This is a genomic window from Tsukamurella ocularis (assembly GCF_965138335.1).
GTDB lineage: Bacteria > Actinomycetota > Actinomycetes > Mycobacteriales > Mycobacteriaceae > Tsukamurella > Tsukamurella ocularis_A.
The window spans coordinates 99,395-117,642 of record NZ_CBCSDV010000010.1; the positions used below are offsets into that span (position 1 = coordinate 99,395).

Annotated in this window: 15 protein-coding genes; 7 read left to right on the forward strand and 8 right to left on the reverse strand. The window is 71.3% G+C overall.

The genetic code is table 11. The features are described 5' to 3' along the window. Positions 1-2: 2 nt before the first annotated feature. Both ACNAYW_RS11415 and ACNAYW_RS11420 read right to left on the reverse strand, forming a co-directional pair. Positions 3-1,985 (reverse strand): glycosyltransferase, encoded by a 1,983-nt coding sequence (locus ACNAYW_RS11415; RefSeq protein ID WP_415849809.1) that lies wholly within the window; start codon positions 1,983-1,985, stop codon positions 3-5. Beyond that, the gene (locus ACNAYW_RS11420; protein WP_415849810.1) at positions 1,982-3,382 is read right to left on the reverse strand and encodes an oligosaccharide flippase family protein; all 1,401 of its coding nucleotides are present in this window, start codon (positions 3,380-3,382) and stop codon (positions 1,982-1,984) included. Before ACNAYW_RS11420 ends, ACNAYW_RS11415 begins: the two co-directional genes overlap by 4 nt. A 218-nt stretch (positions 3,383-3,600) precedes the next feature. Here ACNAYW_RS11420 and ACNAYW_RS11425 point away from each other — a divergent pair, with 218 nt between their 5' ends. Further along, complete coding sequence (locus ACNAYW_RS11425; RefSeq protein ID WP_415849811.1) at positions 3,601-4,521, forward strand: glycosyltransferase family 4 protein; 921 nt, start codon at positions 3,601-3,603, stop codon at positions 4,519-4,521. Here the strand turns inward: ACNAYW_RS11425 and ACNAYW_RS11430 are convergent. Then, positions 4,481-5,278: a WecB/TagA/CpsF family glycosyltransferase gene (locus ACNAYW_RS11430; protein ID WP_415849812.1), complete on the reverse strand. Its 798-nt coding sequence runs from the start codon at positions 5,276-5,278 to the stop codon at positions 4,481-4,483. The genes ACNAYW_RS11425 and ACNAYW_RS11430 overlap by 41 nt on opposite strands. A 273-nt stretch (positions 5,279-5,551) precedes the next feature. Here ACNAYW_RS11430 and ACNAYW_RS11435 point away from each other — a divergent pair, with 273 nt between their 5' ends. From ACNAYW_RS11435 to ACNAYW_RS11455, 5 genes are all read left to right on the forward strand, one after another. Further along, the gene (locus ACNAYW_RS11435; RefSeq protein WP_415849813.1) at positions 5,552-7,108 is read left to right on the forward strand and encodes an O-antigen ligase family protein; all 1,557 of its coding nucleotides are present in this window, start codon (positions 5,552-5,554) and stop codon (positions 7,106-7,108) included. A 1,292-nt stretch (positions 7,109-8,400) separates the two neighbouring features. Continuing rightward, on the forward strand, positions 8,401-9,039 hold the full coding sequence (locus tag ACNAYW_RS11440) for a hypothetical protein (RefSeq protein ID WP_415849814.1): 639 nt from the start codon (positions 8,401-8,403) through the stop codon (positions 9,037-9,039). Continuing rightward, on the forward strand, positions 9,036-9,956 hold the full coding sequence (locus tag ACNAYW_RS11445) for a glycoside hydrolase family 5 protein (RefSeq protein ID WP_415849815.1): 921 nt from the start codon (positions 9,036-9,038) through the stop codon (positions 9,954-9,956). The genes ACNAYW_RS11440 and ACNAYW_RS11445 overlap by 4 nt, the downstream gene beginning before the upstream one ends. Positions 9,957-9,985: 29 nt before the next feature. Further along, positions 9,986-10,816 carry a heparin lyase I family protein gene (locus ACNAYW_RS11450; RefSeq protein ID WP_415849816.1) on the forward strand — a complete coding sequence of 277 codons (831 nt, stop codon included), beginning with the start codon at positions 9,986-9,988 and terminating at the stop codon, positions 10,814-10,816. Between the two features lie 211 nt (positions 10,817-11,027). After that, positions 11,028-12,029, forward strand: coding sequence for a YveK family protein (locus ACNAYW_RS11455; protein WP_415849817.1), 1,002 nt, complete (start codon positions 11,028-11,030; stop codon positions 12,027-12,029). A 54-nt stretch (positions 12,030-12,083) separates the two neighbouring features. On the opposite strand, the gene ACNAYW_RS11460 is transcribed toward ACNAYW_RS11455, so the two are convergent. The 3 genes from ACNAYW_RS11460 to ACNAYW_RS11470 all read right to left on the reverse strand — a co-directional run bounded on the left by ACNAYW_RS11460 (position 12,084) and on the right by ACNAYW_RS11470 (position 14,419). Beyond that, positions 12,084-13,064 (reverse strand): NAD(P)H-dependent flavin oxidoreductase, encoded by a 981-nt coding sequence (locus ACNAYW_RS11460; RefSeq protein WP_415849818.1) that lies wholly within the window; start codon positions 13,062-13,064, stop codon positions 12,084-12,086. 54 nt (positions 13,065-13,118) lie between these two features. Further along, positions 13,119-14,027, reverse strand: a complete 909-nt coding sequence (locus ACNAYW_RS11465) for a metal-dependent hydrolase (protein ID WP_415849819.1) — start codon at positions 14,025-14,027, stop codon at positions 13,119-13,121. A 98-nt stretch (positions 14,028-14,125) separates the two neighbouring features. Continuing rightward, positions 14,126-14,419: a hypothetical protein gene (locus ACNAYW_RS11470; RefSeq protein ID WP_415849820.1), complete on the reverse strand. Its 294-nt coding sequence runs from the start codon at positions 14,417-14,419 to the stop codon at positions 14,126-14,128. A gap of 404 nt (positions 14,420-14,823) precedes the next feature. Between ACNAYW_RS11470 and ACNAYW_RS11475 the strand changes: the two genes are divergently transcribed. Beyond that, a complete protein-coding gene (locus ACNAYW_RS11475; RefSeq protein ID WP_415849821.1) occupies positions 14,824-17,088 on the forward strand; it encodes an MFS transporter in 2,265 nt (754 codons plus the stop codon). A gap of 20 nt (positions 17,089-17,108) precedes the next feature. Here the strand turns inward: ACNAYW_RS11475 and ACNAYW_RS11480 are convergent, their stop codons facing one another. Together ACNAYW_RS11480 and ACNAYW_RS11485 are read right to left on the reverse strand one after the other, a co-directional pair. Next, the gene (locus ACNAYW_RS11480) at positions 17,109-17,657 is read right to left on the reverse strand and encodes an FAS1-like dehydratase domain-containing protein (RefSeq protein ID WP_415849822.1); all 549 of its coding nucleotides are present in this window, start codon (positions 17,655-17,657) and stop codon (positions 17,109-17,111) included. Further along, positions 17,654-18,217 carry a TetR/AcrR family transcriptional regulator gene (locus ACNAYW_RS11485; protein WP_415849823.1) on the reverse strand — a complete coding sequence of 188 codons (564 nt, stop codon included), beginning with the start codon at positions 18,215-18,217 and terminating at the stop codon, positions 17,654-17,656. The genes ACNAYW_RS11480 and ACNAYW_RS11485 overlap by 4 nt, the downstream gene beginning before the upstream one ends. Between the last annotated feature and the right edge of the window lie 31 nt (positions 18,218-18,248).

Genomic DNA, 18,248 nt, shown 5'->3' on the forward strand with positions numbered 1-18,248 from the left:
CGTCACGCGTGCACCGTCCCCACCTCGGCGAACGCGGACTCGTACGCGTCGGCCATCGCCTCCACGGTGTAGTGCTCGCGCATCCGCTCGAATCCCCGGTCGCCGAGCGCGGCCCACTCCTCCGGGCGGGCCAGGAGGCCGCGGAGAGCACTGCGCCAGCCCTCGACGGTGACGTCGTGCACCAGGGCGCCCGCAGCACCGTCGTCGAGCATGTCCGGGACCGCGCAGACCGCGGACGCGACCACCGGCAGGCGCCGCGCCATCGCCTCCAGGATCACCATGGGGAAGGCCTCGGATCCGCTGGGGACGCACACGAGATCGGCGTCGGCGAAGGCCTGCTCGGGGCCCGGGGACCAGCCGCGCCACCGTACCCGCCCGGCCAGCTCGGCCGGGGTGAGCGCCTCGAGGCGGGCCCGGTCCGGGCCGTCGCCGAAGATGTCCAGCTCCCAGGCGAATTCGGTGAGACCGGCGAGCGCCTGGACCAGCAGGTGCGGATTCTTGTGTTCCACGATCCGCGAGAGCATCACCAGGCGCGGCACGGCTCCGGCCGGCCGCCGCGCGGGTACCCCGTCGAGGTCGGCGCGCCGCGCGACCCCGTTGGGCGCCACGGCGAAGCGCCGCGCCACGTCCTGGTGGGCCGAGACGATGTCGCGGTGCGCCGGCGAAAGGGCGACGAAGCCGTCCGCCCGGCGCATCGCGGCCGCGAGCGGCGCCGAGTAGGTGGGCCCGCCCGTCTCCGGCGGGATGTGCGCCCCCACCAGCCAGGTCCGGTCCCGGCCACCCGCCCGCCACAGCGAGGCGAATCCGGTCTCGGTGTTGGTGTCGCCGCTGACGAGGATCGTCGGGCCCGGAGGCAGGTCCAGCAGCGGCCCCCACCACGGCTGGCGCACCACACGCACGCCCGGCGGGGCCTCCTGGATCAGCGGGCCGAAGCGCTGCAGGCAGATGACGGTCACGTCGTAGCCGCGGCGCTGGAGCTCCCCGGCCAGCACCAGGTGGTGCCGCTCGGCGCCGCCGAACACCAGGCGATTCACCGTGAACACCACGTTCGGGCGGGTCCCACGCCCCACCGCCCGACGACTCGCGCGTTTGCTGCGCTGCACCCGGTCGAGGAGCGAATCCCCCAGCAGGAAGGCACCGGCCGCGCGGGCACCGGCGGCGTGCTCGATGTTCAGGGCCATGTTCGCCCGCAACAGGTCGGCCGAGCGACGCCACGCCACGGCATCGTCGCGCACCGTGCCCTGACCCGAATGTTCCACGCCCGCATCGTCGGTCAGCTCGAGAGACCAGCCGGCGTCGAGTGCGCGCCGCTGCCAGTCCGTCTCCTCGCCGTAGAGGTAGAACTCCTCGTCGAACGGGCCGAGTGCCTCCCAGGCGTCGCGGCTGATCGCCAGACACGCACCCGTGAGGTAGCCGTCGATCCGGGACGGCGGCGCCGGGTAGAGATCCGAGAACGGCGTGCGGCGCAGAGCCTCGGCGTAGCCCGCCCGGGAGACCAGACCGCGCACGAGACCCCGTCGCCGGTGCGCGACGTCCCAGGGGCGGCCGCGGCCGGACGCGTCGTGCCCGTCGTGGATCACGGGTGCCGCGGCCGCGACGCCGGGGCGCGCCAGTGCCGCCCGAGTCGCATCGAGGCCGCCGCGGAGCACCGCGTCGGGATTGAGAAGAAGCAGGTCGTGCTCCGGCGCCAGCGCGGCGAGCCTGTTCACCGCGGCGGCGAAGCCCAGGTTGCGGCCGTCGCCGTGCCAGGAGACCGCGGGGTGCGCCGCCCGCACCGCGTCCATGCCCGGATAGTCGGGCCCCGAGTTGTCCCAGACCAGCACCGGTGCGCCCGGGATGTGCTCGGCGACGGCGGCCAGGCACGCGGCGACGTCACCCGGCACGCGGTAGGCCACGATGAGCACGGCGAGGTCGCGGGGCGTCGAGGCCGGCGGCGGTGCGACCTGCCGGAGCCCGCCCGACAACTGGGCGCGTTCGGTGATCATGCGGTGCTTCCTTCCTCGGAACTGAGCAGGCCGCGGGCGTCGCGCAATCGCACCGGGCCGAACAGCAGATTCATCGCCACGTACACCACGGCGGCCAGGGTCCCGGTGAGCAGCACCGGAAGTGACTGCCCGATCACGCACACCGCTGCGGCGGCGGCCACCGGCGGAGCGAGACGGAGCAGGAACGACCACGGCGTGCGGTAAGGGGTGCGACTGCTCAGCCTCCACGTCGCTACGGCCAGTCCCAACGTCTCGCTCGCAACCAGCGAAGCCGCAGCGCCCTTCGCGCCGAACTGCGGGATCAGCACCAGATTCAGGCCGATGTTGAGCAGCAGCCCCACGATGTTCAGACGCAGCAGGAATACCTGGTCGTGAGCGGCGAACAACCCCTGACTCAGCATGCCCGTCACCAGCCTGATGGCAACGGCGGTGAAGAGAAGCCCCAATGTGCTGCCACCCGCGGCGACGAAATCGTCCGAGCCGAGCAGTCTGACGAGTTCGGGCGCGAGTATCGATCCGGTCACGGCGAGGGGCATCGCCACGAACAGCATGACCTGGATGGTGCGCTCGGTGAAGAGCGCGAACCGGTGTCGGTCCGTGGCGAAAAGGTTCGTCATCGTCGACAGCGTGGACGCGAGGAGGACGGTCGAGATGACCGTGACGTTGAAGGCCACGGTGTACGCGAGGTTGTACGCACCCGTCTCCTCCTTCGTGCTCAACAGCGACAGGAGGACGCCGTCGGAGCGCCAATACAGTGCGGCGATGATCAGGACGCCGGTCTGCGGCAGGCTCTCGCGCACCAGCTCCCAGCTCTCGCGCGCCGAGAAGATCGGGCGGATGTCGATGATCCGGCGAGCAACGTCCCCTTGGACCAGGAGGACCACGAGCGGCGGGACGAGCTGCACCACGGCGTACCAGTAGAGGTCGGCGCCGACGTGCACCAGCACGAACGTCAATGCGAACGACAGCATGCGTCCGAGCAGATCCGACAGCGCGACCGCGCCGAACCGTACATCCGTGACGAACACCGGCTGGACACAACTGCTCAAGGTGGTGAGCACGAGGCTGCCGCTGACGATCGCGATCATCCCGACCACCAGGGGGTCCTCGCGGTAGAGGAGCCAGCCGGACAGCGACGCCACCGCGCCGAGCGGGAGGCAGTAGGTCAGCGAGAAACCCGCGTTGACCCGCACCAGACGCGACAGGTCGCCGGTGCCGCCGGTGACTCGGCGCACGATCACCGCGCCGATACCCAGTTCGGTGAGACTGCTCCAGAGGCCGATGAACATGATGGCCGCGGACAGCTGTCCGTAGGGACCGGGGCCGAGGGACCGCGTGGTCAGGGCGACGGTGCCGATCGAGGCGACGAGCCCGAGGATACGGGCGACGAATTGCATGCTGAAGGCGCGTGCGATCCGGCCGCCGGAGGCACGCCCCCGCAACGTGGGTTCTGCCTCGGCGTTAATCTCATCGCCGTGAGGAGGTTCGGATGCGAGTAGTGGTTCCGCTGGCGGGGGGGCTGTCACCGGCCGATTGGGCCGTTCGGCATCAGGCCGGGGAGGTTCCGGATCGGTCACCGTACGGCCTCCATCGTCTGGCTGATCACGGCATCGACGTGCGCTTCGAGACCGCGGACATCACGTCCCGACGGTGGCCGATCAGGCGTCTGGCGCAGTCCGTGCGCCACCGGACGGGTGGGTACGAGCTCGTCGAAGCGTGGCGCGCGCAGGCGGCCGCCGATGCCGTGCTCGCGTACGACGAACGCACCGCCGTCCCTGCACTGCTCCGCGGCGACGCGCGGGTCGCAGCCGGCGTGGGCTGGCTCACGACCCGTTCCGCAGCGGGACGGGTGCACGGCGCCCTGGCCCGGCGTGCTCTGCCCCGGGCGGGGGCCGTGTGGGCGCAATGCTCGGCGGTCCTCCCACTCATGACCGACGAATGGGGTGTTCGCTCCGATCGGCTGCACTTCATTCCCCTCGGGATCGATACCGACTTCTACGTGGAGCAGCCGATCCCCACGGCTCCCCACACCGTGATGAGCGCCGGCGAGGACCGGTTCCGCGATCACGCGACCCTGGTCCGCGGGGTGGCCGCGGTCCGCAGCCGCATTCCCGACGTGCGGTTGGAGCTGGCATCGAGCCTGCCCGTGGACACGGCGGACGGTCTGGTCACCGTGCACACCGAACGACTGAACGGTCGAATCCGCGAGGTCTACGCGCGGGCGGGGATCGTCGCGATCGCGCTCCACCCGACGGTCACGGGATCGGGACTGACCGTGGTGCTGGAGGCCATGGCCAGTGGGCGGCCCGTCGTGGTGACCGACAATCCGGGGATCGCGGATTACGTTCAGCACGGCGAGACCGGCCTGCTGGTACCGCCGGGCGATGCCGACGCCTTCGCCGCGGCGATCGAGTCGCTCGTGCGCGACGACGACATGCGGATCGAGATGGGACGACGGGCCGCGGCCGCGGCCCGCTCGCGGTTCACGAGCGAGGTCATGGCGCGCCACCTGGCCGAGATGTTGCGGGCCATGTGATTTCGATGAGGCGTGCCCTCCGGAGGCGCAGCAGCGCCGGCGGCCCCTGAATCAGGTACCGGCGAGCCAGTCTGCGCGGCTCCTGGAGGAGCCGGTACAGCCACTCGACCCCCGCGCGCTGCCACCGTTCGGGCGCCCGCACCACCGTTCCGGCCATGAAATCGGCGGCGGCGCCGAACGGAAGCAGTACTGCGGCACCCGTGCGCGGCCCGGCCTCGTCGATCCACGCCTCCTGACGGGGTTTGCCCAGGCCCACGATCAGCACCGTCGGCGCGGCGGCACGCACCTCGGCCACGATGCGTTCCGCGGCGTCAGGATCATCGAGCTCCGCGCGCTCCGGCGCCCAGAAGCCCGCGACCACCAGCGTCGGGAACTTCTCTCGCAGCACGGATCGCAGGCGATCGTGCATCTCCGGCATGCCGCCGAAGAACCCCACCCGCCATCCGTGCTCCACGGCCAGGGCGATCACCTGCGGCAACAGGTCGGCGCCGGTGACGCGGGGCCACTCGCACCGCGCCAGCACCGCTCCGCGACGGGCGATGGGGGCGCCGTCGGCGACGGACAGCCACTCGACGTCGCCACCGAGGCGCCGACCACCCGGCCCGAAGTGGTGCAGATGGTCGACGTTGACCGAGCAGACGCCGAGCGGGCGCGTACCGCCGTCGACGATGCGCCCCTCGATCCGCTCGAGAACGTCTGCGCCGCTCACGCGCACGATCGGGGAATCGTCCACGAGCAGCGCGGGCCGCGTCATCATTCCTCCCCCACTGTGCGGGGGAGGACGACGGACGCCGACGCGGTCCTTCGGCCGACCGAAGCGCACGGCTTCGAGCACCGGGGCGCGCACACAGGATTGGGGCTCACAAGTTCATAGTATGGTGAATCCCTAGATCGCTGTAATTGCAACCTCACATCGTCTCGATCGGGTCGGCAGATACGGGCGGACTCGATGGAACGGGGTACTCATGAGCGCTGTGCACTCTTCCGGTCGACACGCGTGAGCGCGACACCGACCGAACCGGAACGGACGGTGAGGAACCGTGGCGACCTGGGCGCCACGGTGGTCCTGGCGATCGTCGCCGGCGCCCTGGCCTTCCAGGCGGTACAGGATCCCGGCATCTTCAAGTACGCCCTGGCCGGGTGTGCGATCCTCATCGTCACCCTGGTGCATCCGCGCTGGTACATCTACCTGACGATCGTTTTCGCGTTCTTCACCTTTCCCGCCGCCGTGGCCTTCGGCCGCGATCTCGGGCTGTTCACCATCCTCCCGTACGAAGTCGCGGCGATCATCGCCCTCGTCGTGCTGCTCCGAGACCGCGTCCAGGTCCGGCCCATCGATGTGATTCCCGCTCTCTGCTTCCTCGGTATGGTCGCCGCAGCCGCGTTCCACGGCCACGATGTGGGGAACGACTCCTTCCGCATCGCCCGCGAGGTGCAGTTCCTCTTCGACACCGTCCTCGGCTACTTCTACGGTCTCGTGGTCGTCCGCGCCGGCCTCGTCTCGAAGCTCGCCAAGGTGACCGTCCCCGTGCTGTGGGGCTCCGCGGCGATGATCGCCGTCGCGTCCGTGACCGGCCTCGTCCTCGAGGGCCGGGCGGACGACTTGGCGAAGGAGAACGCCGCCGAATCGGGCATCCGCTACATCACGAACGTCCAGATGGCGGCCACCGCCGTCCTCTGCGTCGGCGCGGCGTGCTTCATCCTGAAGCTGCCCGGCCGCCGATTCTTCCTGTGGGCGGTCCCGCCGACGTTGTTCATCATCCTGATGTCGTTCAGTCGCAACACGATCATCGGGCTCGCGGTCACGGTGGCGGTGTGCGTTCTGTTCGGCGGGACGCTGCGTGCCGTTCCGCGGGCCGCGACCCTCGCGGCGGGTGGGACCCTCGGGATCGTCGGTGCCACCTCCGCGCTGTTGTTCTTCGGGCAGGGGACACCCGTCGGGAAGTGGCTCTCCACCACTGTCGAGAGCTTCGAGGGTCGGGTGCTCGGAGGCGTCTCTGCCCAGTACCTGGCCACGGACAACTCCCTGAACGACCGGCTCGTGGAGAACTCGAACCTCATGAGCAACTTCACCAAGGAGCCGTGGTTCGGGCACGGCGCGGGGTTCGCCTACAAATCGCACTTCGGCACGCCCCGCAACTTCGTGCCCGCGCCCGACAGCTCCTACGCCCACAACTTCTACCTGTGGTGGCTCGTCAAGGCGGGCGTCGTCGGGATGGTGTTCTTCGTCGCCTTCGCCCTCATCCCCCTGTACCGGGCGCTCCGTTCCCGTCGCGCACCGGCGATCGCGGCTGCCGCGGTCTCCACCTCTCTGATGGCGATCTCCGTCGTCGCGCCGCTCCCCCTCGATCCCGCGAACTCCCTGTTGTTCGGCATGGCCCTCGGAGCAGCTGCGGGCTTCTCCGCCATCCCCAGAGCGGCCGCCCCACCGGGAATCCCTCCGGAGGCTAAGCGCCTACCTCCGGAGCCCCGGACATTCGCCGTGATCGACGCCGGTCGAGGAGCCACAGCAGCACCAGAACCACGCCGATCGCCGCTTCGATCACGAGGATCGCGTCGAGTGGCTGACGGAACCGCGTCCGGGTGAAGAAGAGGGCCATGAACGGCCCGTTCGCGACGAACAGTCCGACGATCAGCCACTCGACGGGTCGCACCGGCAGTCGCCGGTGCAGTCCGAACCGGATGCACGTCGCCGCGATCAGCACCGCGAAAGCGAGCACCACGAGCGCGATCCGCGCGGTGCTGTCCGTGCCCTCGACAGCGGTCGTGGGCGCGTTGTAGGGCGAGAAGTAGTTGACCGTCTTCGCCACGTAGAGGCGCAGTGCCGCGCCGGGGTCGCTGGTGATCCAGTCGATCGCCGACTGCCGGAGGTACGCGTCCCGCTCCGGTTCGCTCATGCCCGCAGCGGCCTCGAGGTACCGGTCGATGTCCACGCCCACGCCGGAGTCGCCCGTCGCGGACGGGTTGTTCCCGATCAGCAGGTTCTGCCCGCCGCTGGTGCTGATCAGCACCGGCGTGCCGAACCGGACCGTGTTGAACGCAGTCCACGCGAGGACGGGCAGCGCTGCCGCCGCGCCGCCGACCGCGGCGAAGCGCACTCTGTTCCCCTTCTGACGCCACAGGATCCAGGCGCCGATGACCAGGGCGGTGAGCGCCATCGTCGGCACCGAGAGCACCTCGACCGCCATCAGCAGGCCGACCGCCACGCAGGCGAGGAACGACAGAGGCGCACCGTCCTGTGCGCGCGTCGCGAGGAGGACGAGCAGGGCGAGCCCGGCGGTCGCGAGCGCCTGCGGATACAGCGTCGTCGCCGTGTACGCGTCGATCGGATACAGCAGCACCGCGGGCGCCGCGAGCGCGCCCAGCGGGTGCCCGGAGATCCGGACGGCGGCCACGCCCGCCGCCGCCGCCGCGATCACCAGAAGGACAGCGGGCACGACCGGCAACAGCCACGTCGGCACTCCGAGTGCGAGGAAGAGCGCGATCAGGAGCGGCCACGCCGGCGGCCGATACGCCGACTCGGCCCCGTACAAGCGGTACCCGTGCCCGTCGACGACGCCCTGCGCGATGCCGACGTACTCCTTCTCGTCGCCGTACCGCAGCGGGGTGCCGACGCGCACCGCGTACGCGACGAGGACCAGTGACAGGACCAGGAATCCGACCCCTGCCACGCGCTGAGACGGGCTCAGGCGTGACAACGTACTACGTCTGCTGGTCATCGGGCTCCCTCCGGCTACTATTGCAGCTGCATCATCGCAGTGTGGTCCGGCGATCCCTCCCCCGAGGGGCTATTGGCACTCGAGACCGGCCCGCGGACGGCCGTCGGGCAGTCGGCGCCGAACGACTCCGCCGGTGGCGCCACGACGAGGAAGCGAGCAGATGGAGTCGAAGAAGCAGACCGGTACCGCCCCTTCTCCCACGCCCCGCGGCGACGGAGAGCGCCGCGGCGCGAACCGCAGGCAGGTGCTGGTGGGATCCGCCGCGACCCTCGCCGGAGCGACCGCCGCCGGTCTGGTGGGTTACCGGTACGGCGAGAAAGGGGACGCGGACTCGGTCGCCGTGGGCGATCGGCAGTTCGTCTCGGCGTCGGCGTTCCAGGGCACCACGCGCGTCGTCGACGGGTGGCCGGTCCTGACCTTCGGCCCGGATGCGGAGACCAACACCACTGCGACGGTCGGCATCCCCGAGAACGCCACCCTGGTCACCGTCGACCTCGTATGGATCGCTCCCCAGCCGGGGCCGGGTTCGGTGCGGTGGACGGCGGGCATGATCCGCGCCGAGCGCACGGTTCCCCTGGCCGAGCAGTCGAACCGGACCTGGCTCGCCGCCGTCGCCCCCGTGAACGAGCCCGCGGGGACCGTCATGACAACGCGGGTCGGCGAGTACCCCGTGAGCCCGGACGTGCCCGCCGTGCGCCTGATGGTGACGCGGGAGGCCGCGGCCGCCGAGGACGACTTCCGCGGACCGGCCCACCTCCTGGGCGTAACCGTGACAGTGGTGAAAACGTCTTTTACGTGACCCCGGCACGCGTGGCGATTCCGCCGTCGCTGCGCCTGCGCGGGGTCAACATCAATCCGAGCTTCTTCTCCGGCGTCAGCGCCGACGAGGTGTGGACCGAGTTCTGGCGGCGCTGGGACTACGAGACCTGGATCAGACCGATGATCGACGACGCCGCTGCGATCGGCGCGAACGCGATCCGCGTCTTCGGAAACACCGCGGTCGTGTCCTCGGGTGCCATCACCCTCGACGAGTACCTCGACCGATGGAAGCAGATCCTCGACCACGCAACCGGCTCCGGCATGTACGTGCTGCCCTGCGGTGGCGATCTCTCCCACTGGGGGCCGGACACGACCCGCACCACCGCCGAACGCATCTACCGCGCGTGGGCCCGGCAGCTCAAGCGCTACCCCCGGGTGATCGGCGTCGACATCACCAACGAGGCGAACGACCAGAGCCGCGCGCGCACCGCCCTCGGGTACGACCAGCCGGAGCCGTGGCTCGACGCGGTGCGCCGGCTCGGCGAGATCACGCGACGCGCGTCGGGCAAGCCCGTCACCCACTCGCGGAGCGTCCGATCGAAGTTCGAGTGGCGAAGCGGCTCCGTCGCGACCGACGCGATGAGCGACTTCCTGAGCATCCACTGCTACTACGCGCCCGATCCCCAGGACCCCGACGTCCTGCTACGGACACGGTGGGGCGCGGACAAGGACGTCGTCATCGGGGAGTTCGGCACGGATGCCGGTGCCCCGCAGGCCGTGTGGGAAGGTCGATTTGCTGCCGTGGCGCGGCTCACCGCCGGCTCACCCGCGCACGTGGGCTCCTTCGTGTGGCCCACCTACGACGCGACTCCGGACGCGTCCGCCCTCTTCCACTCCCCCGGCGCCCCCAGGCCGGCGGTCGCGACAGCGTTCCGCACGCTCCCTCTCGACCGATGAGCCGCGATCCCCAACGAGGTAGCACTGTCATGGTTCCCCCTTTCCGCCCCCGCCACGTGCGCCGTCGGCTCGCGTACCTGTCGCTGTGCGTCGCGACGACAACGGTCCTCGCGAGCTGCGGCGGCGATGCCCCCGCTCCGCTGTGGAGCGGTGATTTCGAGACCGGCTCGCTGTCGGAGTTCGCCGCGCCCACGCCGGGATCGGAGCGTCAGCCTGCACCGACACTCGAGTCCGAGACCGTCGCGGCCGGGCGCAACGCCGTCGCGTTCACTCTCGAGGGCGACCAGATGGCCACGTCGCTCCTCCCCGGGACGAACAAGACCGCCTCCCTGGCGGAGGGGGACGACCTCTGGTTCTCCTGGTACCTACAGCTCGACCGCGATTTCCCGGAAGCCGCCGAGGACTTCCAGATCCTGTCCGAGTGGAAGAACTCGGGTCTCGGCACGGCGCCCCTCGCCCTGGTCATCGACCCGTCGGGCACGTTCAAGGCGCAGGGCGGCTTCGGCCACCCGGACGGGAACCGCGCCTCCGCCGCCGACCTCGGTACCGCCCGCCGCGGCGCGTGGATCGCGTGGACCTGGCACGTCGTCTTCTCCACCGATCCGCAGCGCGCCCGCGTGTCGATCTGGATGGACGACAAGGAGGTCGCGAAGGACTGGCGTCCGCTCGGCGGCACGCTGTACCCGGCGACGAACGCACGGGGCGAGAACCCGAACAAGGCCGACGGCCCGTTCAGCACCTGGCGGATCGGCTACTTCCGGCCGGCCGGCGTGCAGGCGAAGGGCACGGTGTACTTCGACGCGCTGCGCGTGGGCACCAGCAGGGAGTCCGTTCGACTACCCGCGCTCAACTCCCGATGACACGCGCACGAACCTCCGGCGGCGGAGGCGCACACCTCACAGAGTGCGCAGGTGCAAATTTCGTTCACCCTCTGTATCATTACCGTGTTCCAGTGCAAAGACACAGGCTGGCACCGCCCGGCACTGGTTCCGGGAACCCGTACCGAAAGGCCGCCAGGTGAAACTGACTGATCTGCCCCGCATCGCTCGCGATCACTGGATTCTGGTGACAGTGACCGTGATCGTCGCGCTCGCGGTCGGCGTAGGCGCCTCACTGACGACGCCGCGCGAGTACCGCGCGGCCACCCAGCTGTACATCTCGGCCGGCCAGGACACGTCGGGCCAGGAGGCCTACAACGGCGTCGTCATGTCGCAGCAGCAGGTCGCCTCGTACGCGATCCTGATCGCGAGCGAGGAGACGGCGTCCCGTGCCCTGCGGTCGATCGGCTCGAACGAGAATCCCGCCGAATTGGCCTCCCGGATCACCACGTCGTACATCCCGGAGACCGTGATCCTCAACGTCTCCGTCACCGATCCCGACGCCAAGCACGCCGCCGACCTCATCAACGCGGTGTCGCGCGCCTTCGTCAAGTACCTCGACGAGCTGAACCAGTCGTCGGCCAAGGACATCAAGGCGTCTCGCGCGACGCTGGTCCGGCAGGCCGATCCGCCCGCCGCGCCCGAGAGCAGGTACGTCGCGCGCAACGGTGCGCTCGCGCTCCTGCTGGGCCTTCTCCTGGGGCTCGGCTTCGCCTACGCCCGCGAGTCGTTCCGACGGGGCCCGGCCACGGCCGCTCAGGCACCCTCCGCCGGTTCCCCGGCCGTCGGCCCGGCCCAAGACACCGCCGCCGCGAAGGCCACGGGGCGGACCTCGCCCCACCTGGTCGCCGTCGCCGCGGACGCCGCCACCCTGCCCATGGACTCCCCTCTCGCGCGGATCACGCGCGGCGCGCCCGACGGGCCCGTCGCGATGCCTCCGCTGCGGAACGAGGACCGCGCCTCTGCTCGGGCGATGACCCGGTGGCGGGACCGTATCGAAGAAGTTCCCGAAGAGGACGAGCTCCCCTTGCCCGTCCTCGACGAGAACGCACAGGGCGAGTCCACCGACGCTCCGGCCGATGCAACCACCACCCACGCGGACACCGCGACGGAGACGGCGGCCGTCGAATCGGGCCACGACGACGAGGACCACGACGACGACGAGGATCAGGGGAAGGCGCGCACGGCGCTCTGATCCATCGGGCCCGTGCCGGACGCCCGACGGTGCGGCACCGTCGGGCCCGGAAGGTCAGTCGCGGATCAGGCCCGGCAGGCGGCGGGTCATGATCTCCTCGGCGTCGGCGACGACCCGGTCTACGACGGCGGCGACGGTGTCGACCTCCTCGACGAGGCCCTGCGCCTGGCCGGCCCACCACATCCCGTCGTCCATGCGCCCCGCGCCGAGGACGTTGGCGCGGCCGCGGGCCCCGGAGGCGAGCTCGGCCACGTCGTCGAAGACGGCGCCGGGGCGCTCCCCGATCTCGACGATCTGCTCCGAGATCGCGTTGCGCACGACGCGGGCGGTGTTGTGGAAGTGGCGGAACACGAGCACCGTGTCGCGCTCGGAGTTGGCGACGATCTGGTTCTTCACGTTCTCGTGGATCGGCGCCTCGACCGTCGCCATGAAGCGGGTGCCCATGTTCACCGCGTCGGCGCCGAGGGCCAGCGCCGCGGCCAGGCCGCTGCCGGTCGCGATGCCGCCCGAGGCGATGACGGGGATCGTCAGCTGCCGCACGGCGGCGGGGATGAGGACGAGACCGGGCACGTCGTCCTCGCCCGGGTGGCCGGCGCACTCGAAGCCGTCGATGCTGATCACGTCGACGCCCTTGCGCTCCGCAGAGAGAGCGTGGCGCACGCTGGTGGCCTTGTGGATCACCTTGACGCCGGCGGCCCGGAAGTCGGGCAGGTGCGGCGCGGGGCTCGACCCGGCGGTCTCGACGATCTTCACGCCGGACTCCACGATCACGGCGCGGTACTCGTCGTAGGGCACGGGGTCGATCGTGGGCAGGATGGTCAGGTTCACGCCGAAGGGCCTGTCGGTGAGGTCCTGGGTGCGCTTGATCTCGGCGGCCAGCGCCTCGGGGCTCGGCTGGGTCAGCGCGGTGAGGAACCCCAGCGCGCCCGCGTTGGCGACGGCCGAGATGAGCGGGGCGGTGCCCAGCCCCGTCATGCCGCCGCAGACCACCGGGTGGTCGATGCCGAACATCTCCGTGATGCGCGTGCTGATCATGCTCGGTCGTGGTCCTCTCGATGGGGCGGGGGTGCGCGGCGTGGGCGCGACGGTTCAGGCCTCGGCGGCGCGGGCGGCGGGCGACGTGGCGAGGTAGGCCACGGCCTGCGCCGTCGACCCGATGGAGGCGGGGTCGAAGCTCGGCTTGAAGTAGAGCAGCGTGTATTTGATGACGCTGCGGATCTTGGGCAGCAGGCCCTTGTGCGAGGCCCTGAGGTACTCCCACCACAGCCGGGGGTAGGAGTAGCTGAAGTGCGGGTCGGTGCGCAGCATGTAGCCCGACGAGCGGTGCAGGGTGAGCCCGAGGAAGAAGACGATGGTGAGCATCGCCCGCACCCGGTGCAGGTAGCCGGGGTCGAAGTAGTTCGCCACGTCGTGCGCGACGGACCGGTGCTCGACCTCCTCGGCGCCGTGCCAGCGGCAGATGTCGGCCATCACGGGGTTCACGTCGTACCGATCCCACGCGTTGTTGAGCGCGAAGACGCCGAGGATCGCGGTGTAATGCTCGATGCCGGCGATGAGCCAGAGGCGCTGCACCATGTCGTTGTACTGCGCGCGGTCCGAGTGGTAGCGGCGCGGCGCGAGGATCTTGCGGAAGGTGTACTCCATCTGCCGCGCGAGCGGCGCGGTGTCGATGCCGCAGCGCTCGAGGTACTCGGAGAGCGCGCGGTCGTGCGATTCGGCGTGCATGGCCTCCTGGCCGATGAAACCGCGCATCGTCCGGGCGAGGTCCTCGTCCTTCACGTACGGCAGCGCCTCGGTGTAGACCTCGCAGAACCAGCGCTCGCCCTCGGGGAGGATCACGTGCAGGATGCTGCTGACGATGTCGCTGGCCACGGGCTCGCCGGGGATCCACTCGAGCGGGACGTTCTCCCAATCGAACTCGACGTTGCGCGCGTGGATCTCCACGCCGACGGGCTCGGCGGCGGACGCCTTCCGGGCCTTGTCACTGAGGGACACCATGCTCGACTCCAGCCCTGTCGGATCGATTCGTACAGCGATGTAGGAACTGGTTCCGAAGTCTGGTGCGCGCGTGGTGATATGTCAAGCGCCGATTTCTATCACTCGGCCGCGGGGCCCGTCGTCAGGTCGGCGGAATCCGCGAAGACCAGCTCGCCGGCGTCTGTGAGCACCGCCCACCGTCGGGCGGGCTCGGCGATGCGCTCGCCGTCGTACTCCGTGGCGACGGGGGTGAAGTCCCCGAAGTCGTCGACGATGCGGCCCGTCGACTCGCGGTCCGAGCCGGCGAACGCGACGACGGCCGCGCCGACGTCGAGAGCGGGCTGATCGGTGGTCGCGGGCGCCTCGGCCGGGGCTCCGGGCTCGGGGGTGGTTGCGGTCTTCGACCTGCGCATGGCGTTCGTGCCTTCCGTGAGGGCTGTTCGGCCCGGGTGGGGTACCCGGGCCCGACGGTCCGCGGTGCTCACCGCCGGCTGCTCGACGGATGGTGATCGTGCAGATGACCGGCCGATGACGGCAATCATGTTCGCGATCTTCGAGGAGAAGATAAGCACACCAGAGAGGCGAGCGGAACCTCGTGCACCAGCGGAGTCGGAATTCCGCCCATTCCGGTCGGATCCGGGCCGCATGCCACGACCGATGTTCGCCGTACTGTGCGATCGCGCAGGTCAGCGCGCACGGGTCTTGCGCGCGCGGCCGGGCCGTGGTTGCCTGGCCAAAGCGCGGCGTGCCCGCGCCGCGGTTCCTGTTCCGTCCGGGGATCGCCCTCCACTCCCGTCAGGGCGGCCACCGAGGCCGCATGTTCCGACGCACCCCCTTCCGCCCGTATCCGATCCTCGGGCTCTGGCTCGTGTTCTTCGTCAACGGCGCCGTCCTCTCGAGCTGGGCGCCGCGCATCCCCGAGGTCGCACACCGCCTGGCGCTCTCCGACCCCGCGCTGGGCACGGCGCTGTTCGGCGTGGCCGCGGGATCGCTGCCCGCGCTGTTCCTCACCGGCCGGTTGCTGCGCCGGGTCGGCGACCGCGCCGTCTGCCTGCTGTCGGCGACCCTGTTCGCCGCGGGACTGCCGGAGGTCGCGGGGGCGACGGGGCCCGCGGCGCTGGCCCTGGTGCTCGCGGCACTGGGCGCCGCGTCCGGCGCGCTCGACGTCGCGATGAACACCGCCGGTATCGAGTACCAGCGGCGCCGCGCAGGAGCGCCCGTCATCGCCCGGCTGCACGGCGGCTACAGCCTCGGCGTGCTCTGCGGGGCCGCCGGCGGGGCCGCGGCCACCGCCGTCGGGATCCCCGTCGCGATGCACTTCGTCGTCGTCGCGACCGTCCTCCTCGCGCTGCTCGCGATCGCGGGGCCACACGTCCCGCGCAGCTCCTCGGCGCGCGCCGCCGGGCCCGAGGAGCTCCACGACGGGCCGTCCGGCACCGTCGTCGCCTTGGCCCCGGCGGCGCGGGCCGTCACCCCCGCGGTGGCGGCCGTGGCCGTCGCGGGGCTCCTGCTCGAGGGCGTTCTCACCGACTGGTCGGCGCTCCTCGTCGCGCGCGACCGCGGCGCGGGGGCCGCCGTCGGCGCGACGGTCGTGGTCGCGTTCAGCCTGGCCATGTTCGTCTCCCGCTCCGCGGGCGACTGGGTGATCCCTCGGCTGGGCCGCCTGCGCTATCTCCTGCTCGCGGCACTCGTCGGCGGCGCGGGCACCTCGGTCGGTCTCGTCGCTCCCGGCTGGCTCGCGACGTACGCGGGCGTCGTGGCCGTCGGACTCGTCGTCGGGCCGGTCTTCCCGCTGGCGATCGACCTCGGGGCGGAACGAGCGCCCGGGTCGGTGGCGAGCGCGACCGCCGCGGTGAGCGCGGTCGGCTACCTCGCTCACCTCGGCGGGCCGCCGCTCGTCGGCATGCTCGCGCAGTCCCTCGGCCTGCCGAGGGCGGTCGCTCTGCTCGGCGCGGTGGCCGGTGTCGCGCTCGCCGGCGGCGCCTTCCTCCACACCCGTCCCCGCCGTCCGCCGGTGGGCGCGGCCGACATGCGCCATGATCGAGGAGGAGCTGTCCGAGTTGTGCACCCGCAACCGCAACGCGACGAAGCGACGGAGGAGACGATGAAGGCTCGATGGATCCTGCTGCCCCTACTGGGAGCAGCGGGGACGGCCGTGGGCCGGGCCCGCACCCTCCGTGGGGTGGCATCGGGGCTCCGCCACCCCGCCGCGCCGCTGATCCCCTCGATGGGGCCGGTGGGGTTGAAGGTCGCGCGGGCGATGCCCACCCCCTCCGGTGTGCCGACGGGTGGCGGGGTCGACGTTCGGCGCCACGACATCGACGGGGGTCAGGACGTCTACGTCTACACGCCGACGACGCCGAACGGCGGTGCGCTGCTGTGGATCCATGGCGGCGGGACGGTCATCGGCGCGCCCGAGGTGGATCACCGGCGGTGCGTCCGGATGGCGCGCGACACCGGCACCGTCGTGGTGAGCACGCGGTACCGGCTGGCGCCGGAGCACCCGTTCCCCGCGGGCCACGACGATTGCTACGCGGCCCTGCGGTGGCTGCACGACGGTGCCGCCGCGCGCGGGATCGACGCCTCGCGGATCGGCGTCGGCGGTGCCAGTGCGGGCGGCGGGCTCGCCGCCGGGGTGGTGCAGCGCGCCGTCGACGAGGGCCTGCCCGTGGCGTTCCAACTCCTCGTCTACCCGATGCTCGACGACCGCACCCCGGTCCGGCCCGCCGATCACCGCGGCGCCCTCGTGTGGACGCGGCGGTCCAACGCCTTCGCCTGGGACGCTTACCTCGGCGCCGGCCACGCGGAGCGGGACGTGCCCGCGTACGCCGCGCCCGCGCGGCGGTCCGGCCTCACCGGGCTGCCGCCCGCGTGGATCGGCGTCGGCGACCTGGACCTGTTCCACGACGAGGACGTCGACTACGCACGGCGACTCGAGGCGGCCGGGGTGCCGGTGGACCTCCTCGTCGAGCCCGGGATGTACCACGCCGCTGACCTCCTCGCGCCGCGTGCGACCCCGATCCGCGCCTTCAACCGGTCCGCGATCGGCGCGCTCCGACGGGGCCTGGCGCCGCGGGACTGAGCACGATCCCCGGCACCGGATCAGGCGAGCGTGCCTCCCGCCGTGTAGGTGTCGCTGTCGGACGGGCCGGTCCCGGCGAGCATGATCCGGTCCGCCACCGCGTCCAGATCCACGTCCGGCGCCGCGGCGGCGGAATGCGCGATCGTGATCACCGCCTCGACGTGCGGGACGCCGTCGGCGTAGGCGGTGACCTCGATGACGATGATGTCGGTGTTCGCCTTGACGACGTGCGAGGCGAGGCGCGCTCCGACGGCGAGCCGCTGCCCGATCCGCAGCGGGCGGACCACCCTGAACTGTTGGGCGGCGTGCACGATCCGCGACAGGTTGCACTGGGGGATCGTGCGGCTGACCAGCGCCGAAGCGGCATCGAACATCGGCGCCGCGAGCAGCGTGACGGGCACCGGGGTATCGGCGGGCAGAACCCCGCGCGCGCCGAAGGGGACGTGAGGATCGCGGACCGCCCGGGCGAAACCGCGCACCACCTCGGCGGCCACCTCGTAGGCGTCGTCGTGCCAGATCTCCCAGCCCTCGGGGCGAGGGGCTCGCGACGGATTCGCGGGGGTGGTCATGCGCCGCTCCGCGCCGACTCGCCCGCCGGCCGCCGGGCTCGCACCCGGTTGAGCCTGCCCGCCAGGTAACTCTCGATCGTCTCCGCCCACGCAGTGGGCGCCTGCGGACTTCCCGGGGACGACCCGATCACGGCCTCACCGATCGCGATCCGCCAGATCCCGCGGATCGTCTCGGCGGCGGCGTCCTCGTCGAAACCGAGATCGCGCACGCTGTCGGCCAGCTCCCGGAGGTGGTTCCGCGTGAACTCCTCGACCTCGAGGTAGCCGTCCAGTATTCCGGCGAGCGCCCACGGCCGGGCCTCGAGGAACCGGACCACCGTCTCCGACGATTGCACGACGCGCTCGTACGGATCGTCCGACGGGGTGTCGCGCCGGAACTCGGCCACGCCGTCGTGCCGGCTGAACAGGAAGCCGAGCAGTTCGTTCTTCGATTCGAAGTAGTAGTAGATGCCCATGGGGCTGGTGCCCAGCCGGTCGGCGAGGCGCCGCATCGAGAGCTTCGCGTACCCCTCGTGCGCGAGGATGTCGATCGCCGTCGTGACGATCTTGTCCCGGCTCATCCGGGGTGGTCTGCCTGGGCGGGTCGTCGTA

What these genes read in the sequence shown, in the direction of transcription:
- ACNAYW_RS11450 (WP_415849816.1), top strand. Translation starts at nt 9,986, where the DNA reads ATGGTTCCCCCTTTCCGCCCCCGCCACGTGCGCCGTCGGCTCGCGTAC.
- ACNAYW_RS11485 (WP_415849823.1), bottom strand. Translation starts at nt 18,217, where the DNA reads ATGAGCCGGGACAAGATCGTCACGACGGCGATCGACATCCTCGCGCAC.
- ACNAYW_RS11475 (WP_415849821.1), top strand. Translation starts at nt 14,824, where the DNA reads ATGTTCCGACGCACCCCCTTCCGCCCGTATCCGATCCTCGGGCTCTGG.
- ACNAYW_RS11430 (WP_415849812.1), bottom strand. Translation starts at nt 5,278, where the DNA reads ATGATGACGCGGCCCGCGCTGCTCGTGGACGATTCCCCGATCGTGCGC.
- ACNAYW_RS11480 (WP_415849822.1), bottom strand. Translation starts at nt 17,657, where the DNA reads ATGACCACCCCCGCGAATCCGTCGCGAGCCCCTCGCCCCGAGGGCTGG.
- ACNAYW_RS11460 (WP_415849818.1), bottom strand. Translation starts at nt 13,064, where the DNA reads ATGATCAGCACGCGCATCACGGAGATGTTCGGCATCGACCACCCGGTG.
- ACNAYW_RS11465 (WP_415849819.1), bottom strand. Translation starts at nt 14,027, where the DNA reads ATGGTGTCCCTCAGTGACAAGGCCCGGAAGGCGTCCGCCGCCGAGCCC.
- ACNAYW_RS11415 (WP_415849809.1), bottom strand. Translation starts at nt 1,985, where the DNA reads ATGATCACCGAACGCGCCCAGTTGTCGGGCGGGCTCCGGCAGGTCGCA.
- ACNAYW_RS11420 (WP_415849810.1), bottom strand. Translation starts at nt 3,382, where the DNA reads ATGCAATTCGTCGCCCGTATCCTCGGGCTCGTCGCCTCGATCGGCACC.
- ACNAYW_RS11470 (WP_415849820.1), bottom strand. Translation starts at nt 14,419, where the DNA reads ATGCGCAGGTCGAAGACCGCAACCACCCCCGAGCCCGGAGCCCCGGCC.
- ACNAYW_RS11440 (WP_415849814.1), top strand. Translation starts at nt 8,401, where the DNA reads ATGGAGTCGAAGAAGCAGACCGGTACCGCCCCTTCTCCCACGCCCCGC.